The 16,155-nt window shown below is 66.4% G+C and carries 18 protein-coding genes and 1 pseudogene; 4 read left to right on the plus strand and 15 right to left on the minus strand.

Annotated elements, in window-relative coordinates:
* The 3 genes and pseudogenes from C100_RS46910 to bla form a co-directional block, all read right to left on the minus strand.
* Positions 1–362 (minus strand): annotated as a pseudogene (locus tag C100_RS46910) (GNAT family N-acetyltransferase); the annotation flags it as partial.
* 31 nt (positions 363–393) lie between these two features.
* Positions 394–762: a DUF962 domain-containing protein gene (locus C100_RS46915; RefSeq protein ID WP_084625546.1), complete on the minus strand. Its 369-nt coding sequence runs from the start codon at positions 760–762 to the stop codon at positions 394–396.
* A gap of 54 nt (positions 763–816) precedes the next feature.
* Positions 817–1,875 (minus strand): class A beta-lactamase, encoded by a 1,059-nt coding sequence (gene bla, locus C100_RS46920; RefSeq protein WP_031310392.1) that lies wholly within the window; start codon positions 1,873–1,875, stop codon positions 817–819.
* 94 nt (positions 1,876–1,969) lie between these two features.
* On the opposite strand from bla, the gene ung reads away from it, so the two are divergent.
* Complete coding sequence (gene ung, locus C100_RS46925) at positions 1,970–2,671, plus strand: uracil-DNA glycosylase (RefSeq protein WP_024022141.1); 702 nt, start codon at positions 1,970–1,972, stop codon at positions 2,669–2,671.
* Positions 2,672–2,856: 185 nt separating this feature from the next.
* On the opposite strand, the gene C100_RS46930 is transcribed toward ung, so the two are convergent.
* A complete protein-coding gene (locus C100_RS46930) occupies positions 2,857–3,150 on the minus strand; it encodes a hypothetical protein (RefSeq protein WP_024022142.1) in 294 nt (97 codons plus the stop codon).
* 235 nt (positions 3,151–3,385) lie between these two features.
* Here C100_RS46930 and C100_RS46935 point away from each other — a divergent pair, with 235 nt between their 5' ends.
* Positions 3,386–3,673, plus strand: coding sequence for a GIY-YIG nuclease family protein (locus C100_RS46935; protein ID WP_031310394.1), 288 nt, complete (start codon positions 3,386–3,388; stop codon positions 3,671–3,673).
* A 113-nt stretch (positions 3,674–3,786) separates the two neighbouring features.
* Here C100_RS46935 and grxD read toward each other — a convergent pair whose 3' ends face one another.
* The 6 genes from grxD to C100_RS46965 form a co-directional block, all read right to left on the minus strand.
* A complete protein-coding gene (grxD, locus tag C100_RS46940) occupies positions 3,787–4,119 on the minus strand; it encodes a Grx4 family monothiol glutaredoxin (protein ID WP_024022144.1) in 333 nt (110 codons plus the stop codon).
* Positions 4,120–4,179: 60 nt separating this feature from the next.
* The gene (locus tag C100_RS46945) at positions 4,180–4,413 is read right to left on the minus strand and encodes a BolA family protein (protein ID WP_024022145.1); all 234 of its coding nucleotides are present in this window, start codon (positions 4,411–4,413) and stop codon (positions 4,180–4,182) included.
* Between the two features lie 13 nt (positions 4,414–4,426).
* Positions 4,427–4,750, minus strand: coding sequence for a DUF1476 domain-containing protein (locus C100_RS46950; RefSeq protein ID WP_024022146.1), 324 nt, complete (start codon positions 4,748–4,750; stop codon positions 4,427–4,429).
* 57 nt (positions 4,751–4,807) lie between these two features.
* Complete coding sequence (leuD, locus tag C100_RS46955; protein ID WP_024022147.1) at positions 4,808–5,401, minus strand: 3-isopropylmalate dehydratase small subunit; 594 nt, start codon at positions 5,399–5,401, stop codon at positions 4,808–4,810.
* 131 nt (positions 5,402–5,532) lie between these two features.
* Positions 5,533–6,969: a 3-isopropylmalate dehydratase large subunit gene (gene leuC / locus C100_RS46960; protein WP_024022149.1), complete on the minus strand. Its 1,437-nt coding sequence runs from the start codon at positions 6,967–6,969 to the stop codon at positions 5,533–5,535.
* A 99-nt stretch (positions 6,970–7,068) separates the two neighbouring features.
* Entirely contained in the window at positions 7,069–7,755 is a 687-nt protein-coding gene (locus C100_RS46965; protein WP_024022150.1) for a glutathione S-transferase family protein, read from the minus strand.
* A 228-nt stretch (positions 7,756–7,983) separates the two neighbouring features.
* Here C100_RS46965 and C100_RS46970 point away from each other — a divergent pair, with 228 nt between their 5' ends.
* Positions 7,984–9,798 carry a DUF885 domain-containing protein gene (locus C100_RS46970; RefSeq protein ID WP_024022151.1) on the plus strand — a complete coding sequence of 605 codons (1,815 nt, stop codon included), beginning with the start codon at positions 7,984–7,986 and terminating at the stop codon, positions 9,796–9,798.
* A gap of 329 nt (positions 9,799–10,127) precedes the next feature.
* On the opposite strand, the gene C100_RS46975 is transcribed toward C100_RS46970, so the two are convergent.
* On the minus strand, positions 10,128–11,720 hold the full coding sequence (locus C100_RS46975) for an isocitrate lyase (protein ID WP_031310395.1): 1,593 nt from the start codon (positions 11,718–11,720) through the stop codon (positions 10,128–10,130).
* Positions 11,721–11,860: 140 nt separating this feature from the next.
* On the opposite strand from C100_RS46975, the gene C100_RS46980 reads away from it, so the two are divergent.
* Complete coding sequence (locus C100_RS46980; RefSeq protein ID WP_024022153.1) at positions 11,861–13,258, plus strand: helix-turn-helix domain-containing protein; 1,398 nt, start codon at positions 11,861–11,863, stop codon at positions 13,256–13,258.
* Positions 13,259–13,267: 9 nt separating this feature from the next.
* Here the strand turns inward: C100_RS46980 and C100_RS46985 are convergent, their stop codons facing one another.
* The 4 genes from C100_RS46985 to C100_RS47000 all read right to left on the minus strand — a co-directional run.
* Positions 13,268–13,912, minus strand: a complete 645-nt coding sequence (locus C100_RS46985) for a trimeric intracellular cation channel family protein (RefSeq protein WP_024022154.1) — start codon at positions 13,910–13,912, stop codon at positions 13,268–13,270.
* A gap of 57 nt (positions 13,913–13,969) precedes the next feature.
* Positions 13,970–15,277 carry a M20/M25/M40 family metallo-hydrolase gene (locus tag C100_RS46990; protein ID WP_024022155.1) on the minus strand — a complete coding sequence of 436 codons (1,308 nt, stop codon included), beginning with the start codon at positions 15,275–15,277 and terminating at the stop codon, positions 13,970–13,972.
* Positions 15,277–15,822, minus strand: a complete 546-nt coding sequence (locus tag C100_RS46995) for a glutathione peroxidase (protein WP_024022156.1) — start codon at positions 15,820–15,822, stop codon at positions 15,277–15,279. Before C100_RS46995 ends, C100_RS46990 begins: the two co-directional genes overlap by 1 nt.
* Positions 15,823–15,892: 70 nt before the next feature.
* Positions 15,893–16,155 (minus strand): VIT1/CCC1 transporter family protein (locus C100_RS47000; RefSeq protein WP_031310396.1); only part of this gene is annotated, 263 nt, incomplete at its 5' end.

Genomic DNA, 16,155 nt, shown 5'->3' on the forward strand with positions numbered 1-16,155 from the left:
CCCGCCAGCGCGGCGATGGCGGCGGCGGCCGCTTCGACCTGTCGGCCGGTTTCCGTCAGCAGGCCATTATATTCGACATAGGGCCGGTCGGCGATCCGTTCACCCGACTGGTTGAGGCTGAGCGTGGCGACCGGGCCGAGCAGGCGCGGCTGCATGGCATGGCCGACCAGCGCCAGCGCGACATCGGCGCCTTCGCCATCGGTGACGGCGAGCAGGTCGGGCGCGACCGCATAGCTGTCGAGCCACGCGCCCACCCAGGTCCACCCCAGGAAGAAGGACGCGTCGGAACGCGCTTCAAGCGCCTGCCAGCGCCGGGCCAGGTCCGCCCGGTCGGGGCGGGAGAAGGTCGCGGTGAGATGCATGGCGATCCTTGTGGCAGAGCGCCGGGCGCGGTCAAGCGGTCGGGTACAGGGCGATCCGCTGGGCGGGATCGACGGTGCCGTCCGGGCGCACCCCGGCCCGCGCCAGATCCCGGCGCATATGGCCGGTGAGGAAGCGGAGCCACATCAGGAAATCGGCGCGCAGCGACCAGAGCGGATAGCGGAAGGTCGCCGGCCGGTTGCGCTCGATCAGCCCATGGGCTGCCCAGGCGAAGCCATAGCCCGCGACCGGCAAAGCCGCCGCCATCCACCAATGCCCCGTCAACGGCACCGCCACCACCAGCGCGATGGCCAGGCTGGTCCCGGCATAATGCAGCGCGCGCGTGCCGGGCCGTGCATGTTCCTGCAAATAATAGGGCCAGAAATCCCGAAACCGCTTCATGCCGATCCCCATCATCCTCTCTGGCCTCCAGATTAGCAAATTCCCTGATCCACGTTAAGCCTTGTGCGCCAGGCCGTGCGCTCTTTCAGGAGCGTAGAGGAAATAATCATAGGCGGCGCGGGCGGCTTCGGCGATGATCCGGTCGCGCGCCTTATGCCCCTTGCTATCCTTCATGACGAAGGCGACCACCGCGAAGCGGCGGCCGTCGGGCAGGCGCACGACGCCGACATCATTGCCGGTGCCGTTGAGCGATCCGGTCTTGTGCGCGACCGCCGTGCCGGGCGGCAGCATCCCCACGATCCGGCCCTTGCCGGTTTCGCAATGGGCCATGATGGTGAACAGGCGCTGCGTGCTGTCGGCGGACAGGGCGCGACCCGATTCATAGGCGCTGATGAGGTCGAGCATCGCCTTGGGCGTCGATGTATCCTCCGGCTCCGTCGCGAAGCTGAGGTTAGGCAGGTCGCGCATGTCCCGCACCGCGATCTGCGGATCGACGCGGCGGGCGGCGTCGGCATTCTGACGGAAGCTGCCGGAGAGCGGATGAATGCCCATCGCCCGGTAGAGAAGATGCGCGGTGTCGCTGTCCACACGCAGCCCGGCGACGCCGAGGCCGGTCACGAAGTGGGTGATCGCCTGAGGCCCGCCCGCGCGCGCGACCAGCACGTCGGTCGCATTATTGTCGCTTTTTTGCAGCATGAGTTCGAGCAGGCGCTGCACCGACAGCGATGCGCCGGGCCGGTTGAACATCCAGGCGATGCCGCCCTCGCTCGCCAGCGCCGGGTCCAGCGCCAGTTGATCGTCCAGCCGCACATCGCCGGCATCGATCAGCGCGAAGATGCGGCCGGCCACCGCGACCTTGTAGGCGCTGGCCATGGGGAACAGCGTGTCGCCGTTGATCGCCTGCGTCTCGCCGGTCTGGAGATCCCGCACCGCGATGCCGACGGTACCATCGGAGAGCGCGGCGAACCGCCCGAATTCCGCCAGCAGCTTCGCCTCGGCGGTCTGTTGCACCAGCGGGCGGGGCGGCGGGCCGAAAGCGTCGGCGTGCGGCAGCGGCGCGAAGAACAGGCCAAGGGCGGTGAGCGAAGCGCAGAAACGGGTCAGGAGCAGCATGGTCGCTTCCTCGCGCAATGGCGCGCCGATGGCAAGCCTTGGCGCGCGCGGCCATGGTTGACGCGCGCCACGCGGCCGATCATCACCATGGGCCATGAGCGACACCATCAGATTGCACGAAAGCTGGCGCACGCCGTTGGCCGACCAGTTCGCCGCCCCGCCGATGCAGGCGCTCAAGGGCTTTCTTGAGGCCGAAAAGGCCGCGGGCAAGCGCATCTTTCCCAAGGGCGCCGAATATTTCCGCGCGCTCGACCTGACGCCGCTGGACCAGGTGAAGGCGGTTATCCTGGGCCAGGACCCCTATCATGGCGAAGGCCAGGCCCATGGCCTGTGCTTTTCGGTGCGGCCGGGCGTGCGCACGCCGCCCTCGCTCAGGAACATCTACAAGGAGATGCAGGCCGACCTTGGCATCGCGCCGGCGGGCCACGGCTTTCTGGAACATTGGGCGCGGCAGGGCGTGTTGTTGCTCAACAGCGTGCTGACGGTGGAAATGGGCCGCGCGGCGTCGCATCAGGGCAAGGGTTGGGAAGGCTTTACCGACGCGATCGTGCGTCTGGTCGCGCAGCAGCGCGAGCCGGTCGTCTTTCTGCTGTGGGGCGCCTATGCCCAGCGCAAGGCGGGCTTTGTCGATCAGGACCGGCATCTGGTCATCAAGTCGGCCCACCCTTCCCCGCTGTCGGCGCATAACGGCTTTCTGGGATCGCGCCCCTTTTCCAGGGCGAATGCCTTTCTGGAGGCCAAGGGGCGCGGCGCCATCGACTGGGCGTTGCCGCCGGTGGACCCCCTTTCCCGCTGAACAGCGGGGCGTCGTCGCGCCGGACGCGCCAATGACGCGCCACCGGCAAAGTTCACACCGTTGTCGGGGTCGCAGCGAGCAAAAGGGGCCAATTGCACCGGTAAAGTCCCTGCGACGCGTCACCGACGCGCCATCCAGGTCATCGCGACGCGCCAGCAACGCGCCAGTGAAGCGCCGGTGACGCATCAGCGACGCGCCACCCTGGCGGGTGCGGGACGGGCGGGATCGGGTGCGAAGGGATCGGCCAGCGTCCGGGCATGAAGCGCCAGCGCCCGGTCCCAGTTCCGATCGAATGGCGTGCCGGCCAGGCGGCGGCGCAGGCGATTCGCGCTGGAGCGCGACATGCCGGCCGCGCGCGCGGCCTGCGTGACGCAGCCCGTCGAGAGCAGGGCGGCGAGAAAAAGCCGCTGCCGGTCGGGCGTCCAACGGGCGCGAGGGGCCGGGGAAAGCGGCGGCGGAGAAGGGGGCTGCGGGTCCATCCGACAGGATAGACCAGAAGAAATCCTACATTGGAAGAGGCGTGGCGGCGTCGCGCGCATTCTCAATAGAGTGCCAACAGGACGAACCATAAACCGCTATGTCAGGATGCCGGGACATATTCCTGCGCCGAGATTGGTGGAGAGCGGAAGGGCTGTTTTTGGGTGTGAACCTCTTACCCCCACCGTCATGCCGGCGAAGGCTGGCATCTCAGGCGAAGGCACGCAAAAATGGAGCATGGCGCGAGGCGGCTACACCTACATCATGCCCAACAAGGCGAGAGGCGTCCTGTATATCGGCGTCGCTGCCGATCTTGCACGCATCGAACAACATCGGAACGGTTCAGGTTCGGCCTTTTGCAGAAGATATGGCCTGATGCGCCTCGTTCTCGTCGAAGCCCATGATGATATCCTGTTGGCCATAGCGCGCGAAAAGGCGCTCAAGGCATGGAAGCGCGAATGGAAGATCAGGCTCATCGAGGAGAGCAACCCGGATCGGCATGATATTGCGGACCTCATCTTTTGACCGCCTGAGACCCCAGCCTGCGCTGGGGTGACGATAACCCTTTTCCACCATCCGGCGCGAAAAAGGGCGGCCCGCCGATGCGGACCGCCCTTTGCTGTGCCTGAAGTCTGCGTTCAGTTGGCGGGGGCGACGCCCTGGTCGGTCATCACCTGGCGCAACTCGCCAGCTTCGTACATTTCCATCATGATGTCGCTGCCGCCCAGAAATTCGCCCTTCACATAAAGCTGGGGAATGGTCGGCCAGTCGGAAAAGGCCTTGATGCCCTGACGGATCGCCTGGTCCTGAAGCACGTCGACCGTTTCATAAGCGACGCCCAGATGTTCGAGAATCGCGATGGCGCGGCTGGAAAAGCCGCATTGCGGGAAAAGCGGGGTGCCCTTCATGAAGAGCACCACGTCATGGCCGCTCACGATGTCGGCGATCCGCTGCTGCACGGCGTCGGTCATTCCAATATTCCAGTCCTGTCTGGCGCCCCGATGGGATGGGCGCGAAAATCCGTCTGTTCGTTAGTTGGGAATGGCCGTGGTCAGTTGCAAGGCGTGAAGCACGCCCCCCATGCGGCCGCCCAGCGCCGCATAGACGGCGCGCTGTTGCGCGACGCGGCTCATGCCCCGGAAGCTTTCCGACACGACGCGCGCGGCATAATGATCGCCGTCGCCGGCAAGGTCGGTCATTTCGACCTGCGCATCGGGGATCGCGGCGCGGATCATGTCGGCGATTTCGTCGGCGGCCATCGGCATCGGTGGCGCGCCCTTATTTCGCTTCGAGGAACATGCGGCGGGCGATCACCGCCTGTTCGTCGAGCGCCGTGCGCACGCCGGCTTCATCAATGTCGATCCCGGCCGAGGTCATGTCGCCCACCAGCTTGCGGATGACATCCTCATCGCCCGCTTCCTCGAAATCGGCCTGGACCACCGCCTTGGCATAGGCGTCGGTTTCCTCTGGCGTCAGACCCATCTTCGCCGCGGCCCATTCGCCCAGCAGCCGGTTGCGCCGCGCCTGGATGCGGAACTGCATTTCCTGGTCATGGGCGTACATATTTTCGAACGCTTTTTCGCGATCGTCGAAGGTGGTCATGCGTTTATGTCCCGTCGGATACGATGTTTCCAACCTGTGATAGGAAGAAGCGGGCGGTTACGCAACGGCCGGGACGACCCAGGGCCGTTCCTGCGCCACTTTCGCTTCATAGCCGTCGATCGCATCCCCCTGCCCCAGGGTCAGGCCGATCTCGTCCAGACCACCCAACAGGCAATGTTTGCGGAAAGCGTCGATCTCGAACGCGAATCGATCCTGGAAGCGGGTGGTGACGCTCTGCTGTTCCAGGTCGATATGGATCGGGTCGGTCCGGGCGACCTCCAGCAGCCGGTCGATCGCCGCCTGCGGCAGGGCGACGGTCAATATGCCGTTCTTGAACGCATTGCCGGAGAAAATGTCCGAGAAGCTGGGCGCGATCACCACCTTGATGCCAAGGTCGGCAAGCGCCCAGGCGGCATGTTCGCGGCTGGAACCGCAACCGAAATTATCGCCCGCGATCAGGATCGGGCTGCCGGCATATTCGGGATCGTCAAAGACGTTGCCCGGTTCCTTGCGCAGCACTTCGAACGCGCCCTGGCCAAGGCCGGTGCGCGAAATCGTCTTGAGCCAATGGGCCGGGATGACGATGTCGGTGTCGACATTCTTCATCCCGAACGGATAGGCCCGGCCTTCGACCGTCGTCAGCTTGTCCATCAACGCACCTGCTTCACCTCGGCCGCCGGCGTATCTTCGGCGCGGCCCAGGCTCGCCGCCATCGCCGCGCTGGCCAGCGCACCCAGGGTCAAAATCCAGAAAATCTTCTTCACAGCGCCCGTCCCCTTTTCTTATTCAACATTCAACAGTTCGCGCACGTCGGTAAGACGCCCGGTGATGGCCGCCGCCGCCGCCATGGCGGGCGACACCAGATGGGTGCGCGATCCAGGCCCCTGACGGCCCATGAAATTGCGGTTGCTGGTCGATGCGCAGCGCTCGCCGGCCGGCACCTTGTCCGGGTTCATGCCGAGGCAGGCCGAACAGCCCGGCTCGCGCCATTCGAACCCGGCGTCGAGGAAGATGCGGTCCAGCCCCTCCGCCTCCGCCTGCCGCTTCACCAGGCCGGAACCGGGGACGACCATCGCATGTTTGATGCCCGGCGCGAGATGGCGCCCCTTGAGCAAGGCTGCGGCGGCGCGCAGATCCTCGATCCGGCTGTTGGTGCAACTGCCGATGAAGATATGTTCGATGGCGACGTCGGCCATCCGCTGGCCGGCGGCAAGGCCCATATAATCGAGCGACTTTTGCGCGGCGGCCTGCTTGGACGGGTCGGCGAAGCTCATGGGATCGGGCACCACGCCGGTCACGGCAACGACGTCTTCGGGGCTGGTGCCCCAGGTGACGGTGGGCACGATGTCGGCGGCGTCGATCACCACGGTCCGGTCGAAAACCGCGCCTTCGTCGGTGGCGAGCGTTTTCCAATAAGCGACGGCCGCGTCGAAATCGGCGCCCTGGGGCGCCATCGGGCGGCCGCGCAGATAGGCGAAGGTTTTTTCGTCGGGCGCGAACAGGCCCGATCGCGCGCCCGCCTCGATCGACATATTGGCGACGGTCAGCCGCCCCTCGATCGACATGTCGCGAAAGACGGAGCCGCGATATTCCATGACATAGCCGGTGCCGCCCGCCGTGCCGATCGTGCCGCAAATGGCGAGCGCGACATCCTTGGCCGTGACGCCGGGAGCGAGTTCGCCATCGACGACGACGGCCATGGTCTTCGACTGCTTGAGCAGCAAGGTCTGGGTCGCGAGCACATGTTCGACCTCCGACGTGCCGATGCCGAAGGCCAGCGCGCCCAGCGCGCCATGCGAACTGGTGTGACTGTCGCCGCACACCAGGGTGGTGCCGGGCAGCGTGAAGCCCTGTTCGGGGCCGACGACATGGACGATGCCCTGTTCCACATCGGCGTCACCGATCAGCCGCACGCCGAATTCGGGCGCGTTGCGTTCCAGCGCCGCAAGCTGTTGCGCGCTTTGCGGGTCGGCGATCGGGATACGGTTGCCGTTCGCGTCGCGGCGGGGCGTGGTGGGCAGGTTATGATCGGGCACCGCAAGGGTGAGGTCGGGGCGGCGCACCTTGCGCCCCGCGAGGCGAAGCCCCTCGAACGCCTGCGGGCTCGTCACCTCATGAACGAGGTGGCGGTCGATATAGATGAGGCAGGTGCCGTCCGGGCGGCGCTCGACGACGTGCGCGTCCCAGATTTTTTCGTAAAGGGTGCGTGGGTTGACCATAGTCCCCACCCCCTAGACCCGCGCAGCGAATCGGGAAAGGGGTGTGCGACCGAAATTGATGGTTTTTACCGCCAGGCTGGCAAGAAAGTTACGCTGCGGTCAGGCCGCGCGATAATCAGCGATGATCTTTCCGGCCGCGCCGATCTCCGCTTCATGGCTGTCCTCGCGCCAGGTTTCGGCCAGCGCTTCCGCTTCCCATTGCACCATGGCGGGATGCGCCAGCATATGATCGACCCAGGCCTGCCCGACCGGGCCGACGTCAAGGCCATAGGTGCGGACGCGGAAGGCGACGGGCGCGTAAAAGGCGTCGATGGCGCTCGGAACCTTGCCCGCGAGGAAGGGGCCGCCGAACCGGTCCAGCCCATATTCCCACATTTCGCGCAGGCGCGCGATGTCGCGGCCGAGCGCGGGCGAATTGAGATGCGGTTCCACCCGTACGCCGACATTCATGGTGCAATCATTGCGCAAATGGGCAAAGCCGCTGTGCATTTCGGCCACGGCGCATTGGGCAAAGGTCCGCGCGGCTTCGTCGGCGGGCCAGACCCCGGCATGACGGTCGGCGAGATAGAGGATGATGCCGAGCGAATCCCAGACGGTGCGGTCGCCGTCCAGCAGCGCGGGCACCTGGCCCGTGGGCGAGAAACTGCGGAAGGCGGCATAGTTGGTGGCGGCGGCGAAAGGCTCGATCCGGTCCTCGAACGGCAGGTTCAGCGCCTTCATCAGCATCCAGGGGCGCAGCGACCAACTGCTGTAATTGCGGTTGGCGGTGATGAGGGTGTAGGTCATGCGCTTATGCTCCCTTGGGCCTGTCAGCGCGCCATAGCGGATCGGCAAGGGGTGAAACAGCCGCAACGATCCGGGCGATTGAGAAGCTGGCCTTATGAAGCTGCGTCCCTCGCCCGCATCGAACGAGGGACATAGACCCTAGCCAAGTGATTGAGCAGACGGCACAAGGTTCCCATTGCGGGCAGCGCCCCCGGCGCCACCCTTTCCCCAACCAAGGAGTTCCCTGTCGTGAACCGACGCCAATTCCTCGCCACCAGCGGCGCGACCGCGATCGCCGCCGCCTCCCCCCGCGCCTTCGCCCAGGCAAGCGCGCCCGACGCGCGGTTGCGCGCGATGCTGGATGAATTTTTCTACGAACGGCTGGAATCCTCGCCGGAGAGCGCGACGCGCCTTGGCCTCGACACCGGCGCGCGGGCAGCGCTGCGCGGCCAGTTGTCCGACACCAGCGCCACGGGGGTCGCCAACGACATCGCCCGCGTGAAGGCGCAGGCCAAGCGCCTCGCCAGCGTCGATCGCGACAGCCTCAGCCCGGCGAGCCAGCTCGACTATGACGTCCTGTCCTACCAGTTCGACCGGTCGCTGGGCGGCGAGCAATTCGGCTATGGCGAGACGATGGGCCGCTATGCGCCCTATATCCTCAGCCAGCTGACCGGCAGCTATCGCGAGATTCCCGACTTCCTCGATTCGCAGCATCGGGTGAAGGACGCAGCCGATGCCGACGCCTATCTGTCGCGGCTGGAAGCCTTCCCCGCCGCCATGGACGGCGAACTGGAACGGCAGAAGGCGGACGCGGCCAGGGGCGTGTTCGCGCCCGACTATATCCTCGACACCACCATGAAGATGCAGGCGGCGCTGCGCGACCAGCCCGCCGCGCAGACGGTGCTCGTCACCTCCTTCGTCAAGAAGCTGAAGGATGCCGGCCTGCCGCCCGAGCGCGCCGCCCAAGCCGAGAAGATCGTCGCGGAGCAGGTCTTTCCCGCCGTCGATCGCCAGCGCGCGCTGGTGCAGGCGTTGCGCGCCAAGGCGGTGCATCACGCGGGTTGCTGGCGCCTGCCCGATGGCGAGGCCTTTTACGCCAATGCGGCGGAGGCGGCGACCACGACCAAGCTGAGCGGCGAGGAAATCCACCGGATCGGCCTGGACCAGGTGGCGCAGATCAGCGCCCGGATCGATACCATCCTGAAGGGCGAAGGGATGAGCCAGGGCACGGTCGGCGAACGGCTGGTGGCGCTCAACAAGCGGCCTGACCAGCTTTATGCCAACACCGACGAGGGGCGCGAGGCGCTGCTGGCGCAGCTCAACCGCCAGATCATCGCGATGAGCAAGCGGCTGCCCGAAGCCTTTTCACCCATCACCCTGCCCAAGGCGCCGGTCGAGGTGCGGCGCGTGCCGGTGACGATCCAGGCGGGGGCGCCGGGCGGCTATTATCAGAACGCCTCGCTCGACGGGTCGCGGCCGGCCATCTATTATATCAACCTGCGCGACACGTTCGACCGGCCGAAATTCGGGCTGGCGACGCTGACCCATCATGAAGCGGTGCCGGGCCATCATCTGCAAGTGTCGGTGGCGCTGGAATCCGACGCGATCCCGCTGATCCGGCGGCGCGGCGGCTATAGCGGCTATTCGGAAGGCTGGGCGCTCTATTCCGAGCAGCTGGCGGACGAGATGGGGATGTATGAGGGCGATCCGCTGGGACAGGTCGGCTATCTGCAATCGTTGCTGTTCCGCGCGACGCGGCTGGTGGTCGACAGCGGGATGCACGCCAAGCGCTGGAGCCGGGAAAAGGCGACCGACTTCCTGATCGCGACGACCGGCATCGCGCGCGGCCGCAGCCAGGGTGAGATCGACCGCTACACCGTGTGGCCGGGCCAGGCGTGCAGCTACAAGATCGGCCACACCGTCTGGAACGAACTGCGCGAGGACGTGAAGAAGCGGCAGGGCGCGGCGTTCGACATCAAGCAGTTCCACGAAGTGCTGACGCTGGGCGCGATGCCGCTCGACATATTGAAGCAGACCGTGCGGCGGCGGGCGGGGATCGCCTAGGGGCGGCTCGCGCGGGGGAAGCGGCGGCCAGCGAGCGGTTGCGGCATTGCGTCTCTCCTCGGTGGAAGGGAGGGGAACGGCACGCTCCAGCGCCGCCGCCTTCGCAATTTGCCTGTTTCAGGCACAAAAAGACGGCCCGGCGTGCGCGGCCGGGCCGTTCAGTTTCCTTCCACCCAAACCCGCGAAGGGAGTGTCGATGTCCCCGCGGGCTGGCTGTCTTCACGGCCCCAAGCCGCGAATTCCTCTTGTCCCATCATGGCGATGGAAACGGAACCCACCTCCCCCGCGATCATCGGGATATCACGGGGGAGATGGATCGATCGCGGCCTTCAGGCCGCAAATTGATTCATGGTGTTGTGCGCGCCGCCGGCCTTGAGCGCGGCTTCGCCGGCGAAATATTCCTTATGGTCGTCGCCCATGTCGGAACCGGCCATATTCTGGTGCTTGACGCAGGCGATGCCCTGGCGGATTTCCTGCCGCTGCACCCCTTTGACATAGCCCAGCATCCCGGCATCACCGAAATATTCGCGCGCCAGATTGTCGGTGCTGAGCGCGGCGGTGTGATAGGTCGGCAGGGTGATGAGGTGGTGGAAGATGCCCGCTTCGCGCGCCGCGTCCCTCTGAAAGGTGCGGATGCGCTCGTCGGCTTCCTGCCCCAATTCGGTGCCGTCATAATCGACGCTCATCAGCCGCGCGCGGTCATAGGCCGACAGGTCGCGCCCTTCGGCTTCCCAGGCGTCGAACACCTGCTGGCGGAAGTTCAGCGTCCAGTTGAAGCTGGGCGAGTTGTTATAGACCAGCTTGGCATTGGGGATGACTTCGCGGATGCGGCTGACCATGCCGCCGATCTGGCCGATATGGGGCTTTTCCGTTTCGATCCAGAGCAGATCCGCGCCATTTTGCAGCGCGGTGATGCAATCGAGGACGCAGCGATCCTCGCCGGTGCCGGCGCGGAACTGGTAGAGGTTCGACGGCAGGCGCCTGGGGCGCATCAATTTGCCGTCACGGCTGATGAGGACGTCGCCATGACCAAGGGTGGCCGGGTCGACCGCCTCGCAATCGAGGAAGCTGTTATACTGGTCGGCGATGTCGCCCGGTTCGCGGACATAGGCGATCTGCTTGGTGAGACCGGCGCCCAGCGAGTCGGTGCGCGCAACGATCACGCCGTCATCGACGCCCAGTTCCAGGAAGGCGTAGCGGATCGCGCGGATCTTCGCGAGGAAGTCCTCATGCGGGACCGTGACCTTGCCGTCCTGATGGCCGCATTGCTTTTCGTCCGAGACCTGGTTTTCGATCTGGATGCAGCAGGCCCCCGCCTCGATGAACTTGCGGGCGAGCAGATAGGTGGCTTCCGCATTGCCGAAGCCCGCGTCGATGTCCGCGACGATGGGGACGATGTGGGTTTCGTACTGGTCGATGTCGTGGCCGATCTTCTGCGCCTTGACTTCGTCGCCCGCGTCGCGGGCGGCATCGAGATCGCGGAACATCATGCCCAGTTCGCGGGCGTCCGCCTGACGCAGGAAGGTGTAGAGTTCCTCGACCAGCGCCGGGACGCTGGTCTTTTCATGCATCGACTGGTCGGGCAGCGGGCCGAATTCGGAGCGCAGCGCGGCGACCATCCAGCCCGACAGGTAGAGATAGCGGCCCTTGGTGGTGCCGAAATGCTTTTTGATGGAGATCATCTTCTGCTGGCCGATGAAACCGTGCCAGCAGCCCAGCGACTGGGTGTAGTTGGCCGGGTCGGCGTCATAGGCGGCCATGTCCTGCCGCATGATCTTCGCGGTGTAGCGGGCGATGTCGAGGCCGGTGTTGAACCGGTTCTGAAGACGCATACGCGCAACCGATTCGGGGGCGATGCCGTCCCAGTTCCCCTGGCCGCCGATCAGCGTGCCGGCCTTCGCGATTTCGCTTTGATAGGTCATGTCCATATCCTTCGGGTGAGCGGTATGGACAGCGAGATAGACAGCCGGAACGCGCCTGCGCACCCCTGCCAAGGTCCAGTTGTCGATCTTTACAAAAATCTGCTGTAAAGTTGTAAGGACCATACAGGAGACTCGCGGACATGGCCAAGGATCGCCCGGTATATATGGGGCCGCGGCTGCGCCGGTTGCGGCGCGAGCTGGGACTGACGCAGGCGGACATGGCGGCCGACCTGGAGATCAGCGCCTCCTATGTCGCGCTGCTGGAGCGCAACCAGCGGCCGCTGACCGCCGACATGCTGTTGCGGCTGGCGCGCACCTACAAGCTGGACATGGCGGAAGTGGCGGGCGACGGCGGGGCGGAGCAGACCGCGCGGCTGACCGCGGTGCTGAAAGACCCGATGTTCGCCGATATCGACCTGCCGCCGCTCTCCAGCGAGGATGTGGCGGTCAATTATCCGGGCGTGACCGAAGCGCTGCTGCGGCTTCACACCGCCTATCGCGAGGAGCATCTGGCGCTGGCCGATCGCAGCGTGGGTCGCGAGGATGCGCCCGATGCGCCCGACCCGGTGGCGGAATCGCGCCGATTCCTGGCCGCGCGGCGCAACAGTTTCCCGTTGCTGGACGATGCGGCGGAAAAGCTGGCGGCCGACGCGGAGGCCGAGGGCGGCCTGGCCGGCTGGCTGAAGGCGCGGCACAATCTGCGGGTGCGGCGGCTACCGTCCGACGTGATGGCGGGGTCGATGCGGCGGCTGGACCGGCATCGCGACGCGGTGCTGCTGGACGATGCGCTGGACGGGGCGAGCGCGCAATTCCAGCTGGCGCTTCAGATCGCCTATCTGGAAATGCGCAAGAGTTTCGACGCGCTGCTGAAGGACGGGCAGTTCAGCGGGACGAGCGGCCAGCGGCTCGCCCGGCGGGCACTGGCAAGCTATGGCGCGGCGGCGATCTTGATGCCCTATACCGCCTTTGCCAAGGCGGTGGAGGCGCGGCGTTATGATGTCGAAGCGCTGGCGCGGCAATTCGGCACCAGTTTCGAACAGACCGCGCATCGGCTGACCACGCTACAGAAACCGGGGCAGGAGCGTGTCCCCTTCTTCTTCCTGCGGGTCGATCCGGCGGGCAATGTGTCCAAGCGGCTGGACGGGGCGGGCTTTCCCTTTGCGCGGCATGGCGGTTCCTGTCCGCTCTGGTCGGTTCATCGCGCCTTCGAACGGCCGCGCGAGGTCATCACCCAATGGCTGGAACTGCCCGATGGCCAGCGTTTCTTTTCGATCGCGCGGACGGTGACGGCGGGCGGCGGCGGATGGGGCGCGCCCAAGGTGGAGCGCGCGATCGCGCTCGCCTGCGCGGCGGACCATGCGCATCGGCTGATCTACACGCATGATATGGGCGCATCCGAGCCGACGCCGATCGGCGTCACCTGTCGCCTGTGTCACCGCACCGCCTGCATGGCCCGGTCCGCTCCGCCGATCGGGCGCGAGATGCTGCCCGACGATTATCGGCGCACGCGCGCGCCGTTCGGCTTTGCCGATGGATGAAGGCGCGCCCTAGCCGTCGGCATCGCGATAGACGGGGAGGCCAAGGCCCCGCGCGATCGCCACGGCCCGCAGCGCGAAGCCCAGCAGCGCGGCGATGAGGCCGGCGACCGGCACGTCCAGCCCGATCCAGCGCAACGCCACGAACAGGCCGGCGGCGAAGGCGGCGGCGGTGACATAAAGTTCGGGGCGCAGCAGGATGGAGGGTTCACCGGCCAGCAGGTCGCGCATGATGCCGCCGACGCAGCCTGTGACGACGCCCATCATGCCTGCGACGAAGGGCGGCACGCCGAAGCTCATCGCCTTGGCCGCGCCGAACACGGCGAAGGCGGCGAGGCCGATCGCGTCGAGCCAGTCCAGGGCGCGCGCGCTCCACCAGCGGCGCGGGGTGAACCAGACGATGAGGGCGGCGCTCATGCAGGTCATGGCGGGGGCCGCGTTCACCACCCAGAAGACCGGCGCGCCGATCAGCAGGTCGCGCACCGTGCCGCCGCCCACCCCCGTCACCAGCGCGAAGAAAGCGAAGGTGACGAGCGTCTGGCGCAGCCGCGCCGCCGCCAGCGCGCCGGACGCGGCGAAGACGAAGGTGCCGACGATGCTCAGGGTTTCAAGCACCGGGCCGATCGAGGTGGCGAGCGAGGGGGTGGGTGGAAGCATGGCGCGATATGAAGTCCGGGGAAGCTGGGGTTGATCGCTCCGTCAATGCGAGCGGCTTTATTTTCGCCCCTTTTCGCGCGCGAGGCGGCTCATCAGGATGGCAGCGCGCTTGGCCTGCCGCTTCATGCTGGCGAGATCGACCTTTTCCGCCGGGCTGTGATCGCCGGTGGAGGCCGGACCCAGGCCGACAAGCCCGTCCACATCGCGCGCGACGAAGGCGATGTCCCCTGCCCCGCGCTTGAGCGGATCGAGCGCGGGCATGGCCGCCAGACCAAGATCCGCGTTGATGACGTTGAGCTTCGCCAGCAGCGCGCGGTTGCCCTCTGTCGGGGCCATGGACGGATAGCCGATGTCGAAGGCGATGGTCGCCGACGTGCCGGGCAGATGGCCCTGATCGACGATCGCCTGCATTTTGGCCTGCACCCGCTGGGTCTGCTCCTCGCTCAGGGTGCGGAAATCGCCTTTCGCGACGGCGATGGGCGGGATGATGTTGGTCTTGCCGGTGACGGCGATGCGCACCCCGTCCTTGTCGACATCCGCGCTTTGGCCGCCGCCGATCAGGCCGACATTGAAGGTCAGATTGGGTTCGGGCAGATCCTTGCGAAAGGCGGTTATGATCCGCGCCATTTCATAGACGGCCCCGTCACCCGCCTTCTCGGAAAAAATGCCCGAACTATGGCCCGACTTGCCGGTTGTGGTCAGCGTCCAGCTGTTGGAGGAACGGCGGGCGATGGACCCCATATCCTTGCCGTCTTCGCGCGCCAGCCCTTCGAAATCCAGCGCGACATCGGCCCGCTTGCCCGCCGCGACCAGATCGGCCCGCGCGATGGCGACGGGATCGCCCGAATCCTCCTCGTCGCCGGTCAGCACCACTTCGATATTGGCGTTTTTCAAGGCGCCGGCCGCCTGCATCGCCTGCAAGGCCAGCAACATGGTCACGACCCCGCCCTTGTCATCGCCAGCGCCCGGCCCCGCCGCCATGTCGCCGTCCCGCTCGAAGCGCTGAAAGGGGGAATCGGGTTCGAACACGGTGTCGAGATGGCCGATCAGCAGCATCTTCGTGGTGCCAGCCCGCCCCTTATGCACCGCGATCAGATGGCCGGCGCGCCTGGCGGCGTCCATCGGCTTCCAGGTCACGGTGAAGCCCAGCGCCTCGAACTGCGGGCGCAGCATGTCGGCAACCGCCTTCACGCCGGCGAAGTTCATCGAGCCGCTATTCTGGTTCACCAATGTCTCAAGCAGCGCGACGGACGGTTCATAGCCCGCCTCCACCGTAGCGCCGATCTTCTGTTCGGCGGGGCTGAGCGCGGCGTGGGCGACGGGCGCGCCGCCCAGCAGCAGCGCGACCGCCAGCACGGCGCGCATCACTTGGCCAGTTCCGCCTCGATCGCGCTCACCAGCGCCGGATCGTCGGGCGTGATGGTCGGCGCGAAACGGGCCGCGACGGCGCCATCCTTCGCGATCAGGAATTTTTCGAAATTCCAGAGCACTTCGGGTTCGGGGTTGGGCGTGATGCCATAGCCGATCAGATTTTCGCGGAAGGCCGCGCCGTCGCCATGTGCGTCCGGCTGCGCGCTGGTGAGCGCGGCATAGAGCGGATGCTTGTCGGGGCCGGAGACGACGATCTTTTCAAACATCGGGAAATCGACGCCGAAATTGGTGGTGCAGAAGGTGACGATCTCGTCATTCGTGCCCGGTTCCTGCGCGCCGAAATCATTGGCGGGAAAGCCGGTCACGACCAGCCCCTTGTCCTTATAGTCGCGATAAAGCTGTTCCAGCCCCTCATATTGCGGGGTCAGTCCGCATTTGGAGGCGACGTTGACGACCAGCACCACCTGGCCCGCATAGTCGGCGAGGCTGGCGTCGGCGCCCTTGATCGTCTTGAGCGGGATCTGCTGAATGTCGGTCATGGCTGTCTCTCCTGAAATGGGCCGGGGCTTGATGGGGTCGGGCCTTGATGAGGTCGGGCGGACCTTGCCATCATATCGCCGCGCCGAAAAGATGCCCCGCGCCCGCCGTCACCGCCATCGCCAGCGCACCCCAGAATAGCGTGCGGACGATGGATCGCCATGACGGCGCGCCGCCCAGCCGCGCGCCCGCCCCGCCCAGCAGGGCAAGGCACAGCAGGCAGGCGCCGACGATCGCGGGAATGGCATAGGCGGGCGGCGCAACCGCGGCGGCCAGCACGGGCGGCGCCGCGCCCACGGCGAAACTGGCGGCGGACGCCAGCGCGGCCTGCACCG

Origin of the sequence: Sphingobium sp. C100 (genome assembly GCF_000508185.1) — a bacterium.
In the GTDB taxonomy this organism is placed as follows: Bacteria; Pseudomonadota; Alphaproteobacteria; order Sphingomonadales; family Sphingomonadaceae; genus Sphingobium.

What these genes read in the sequence shown, in the direction of transcription:
- leuC (WP_024022149.1), bottom strand. Translation starts at nt 6,969, where the DNA reads ATGGTCAACCCACGCACCCTTTACGAAAAAATCTGGGACGCGCACGTC.
- C100_RS46980 (WP_024022153.1), top strand. Translation starts at nt 11,861, where the DNA reads ATGGCCAAGGATCGCCCGGTATATATGGGGCCGCGGCTGCGCCGGTTG.
- ung (WP_024022141.1), top strand. Translation starts at nt 1,970, where the DNA reads ATGAGCGACACCATCAGATTGCACGAAAGCTGGCGCACGCCGTTGGCC.
- C100_RS46935 (WP_031310394.1), top strand. Translation starts at nt 3,386, where the DNA reads ATGGCGCGAGGCGGCTACACCTACATCATGCCCAACAAGGCGAGAGGC.
- C100_RS46985 (WP_024022154.1), bottom strand. Translation starts at nt 13,912, where the DNA reads ATGCTTCCACCCACCCCCTCGCTCGCCACCTCGATCGGCCCGGTGCTT.
- C100_RS46915 (WP_084625546.1), bottom strand. Translation starts at nt 762, where the DNA reads ATGAAGCGGTTTCGGGATTTCTGGCCCTATTATTTGCAGGAACATGCA.
- bla (WP_031310392.1), bottom strand. Translation starts at nt 1,875, where the DNA reads ATGCTGCTCCTGACCCGTTTCTGCGCTTCGCTCACCGCCCTTGGCCTG.
- C100_RS46990 (WP_024022155.1), bottom strand. Translation starts at nt 15,277, where the DNA reads ATGCGCGCCGTGCTGGCGGTCGCGCTGCTGCTGGGCGGCGCGCCCGTC.
- C100_RS46975 (WP_031310395.1), bottom strand. Translation starts at nt 11,720, where the DNA reads ATGACCTATCAAAGCGAAATCGCGAAGGCCGGCACGCTGATCGGCGGC.
- C100_RS46995 (WP_024022156.1), bottom strand. Translation starts at nt 15,822, where the DNA reads ATGACCGACATTCAGCAGATCCCGCTCAAGACGATCAAGGGCGCCGAC.
- C100_RS46950 (WP_024022146.1), bottom strand. Translation starts at nt 4,750, where the DNA reads ATGACCACCTTCGACGATCGCGAAAAAGCGTTCGAAAATATGTACGCC.
- C100_RS46965 (WP_024022150.1), bottom strand. Translation starts at nt 7,755, where the DNA reads ATGACCTACACCCTCATCACCGCCAACCGCAATTACAGCAGTTGGTCG.
- C100_RS46930 (WP_024022142.1), bottom strand. Translation starts at nt 3,150, where the DNA reads ATGGACCCGCAGCCCCCTTCTCCGCCGCCGCTTTCCCCGGCCCCTCGC.
- grxD (WP_024022144.1), bottom strand. Translation starts at nt 4,119, where the DNA reads ATGACCGACGCCGTGCAGCAGCGGATCGCCGACATCGTGAGCGGCCAT.
- leuD (WP_024022147.1), bottom strand. Translation starts at nt 5,401, where the DNA reads ATGGACAAGCTGACGACGGTCGAAGGCCGGGCCTATCCGTTCGGGATG.
- C100_RS46945 (WP_024022145.1), bottom strand. Translation starts at nt 4,413, where the DNA reads ATGCCGATGGCCGCCGACGAAATCGCCGACATGATCCGCGCCGCGATC.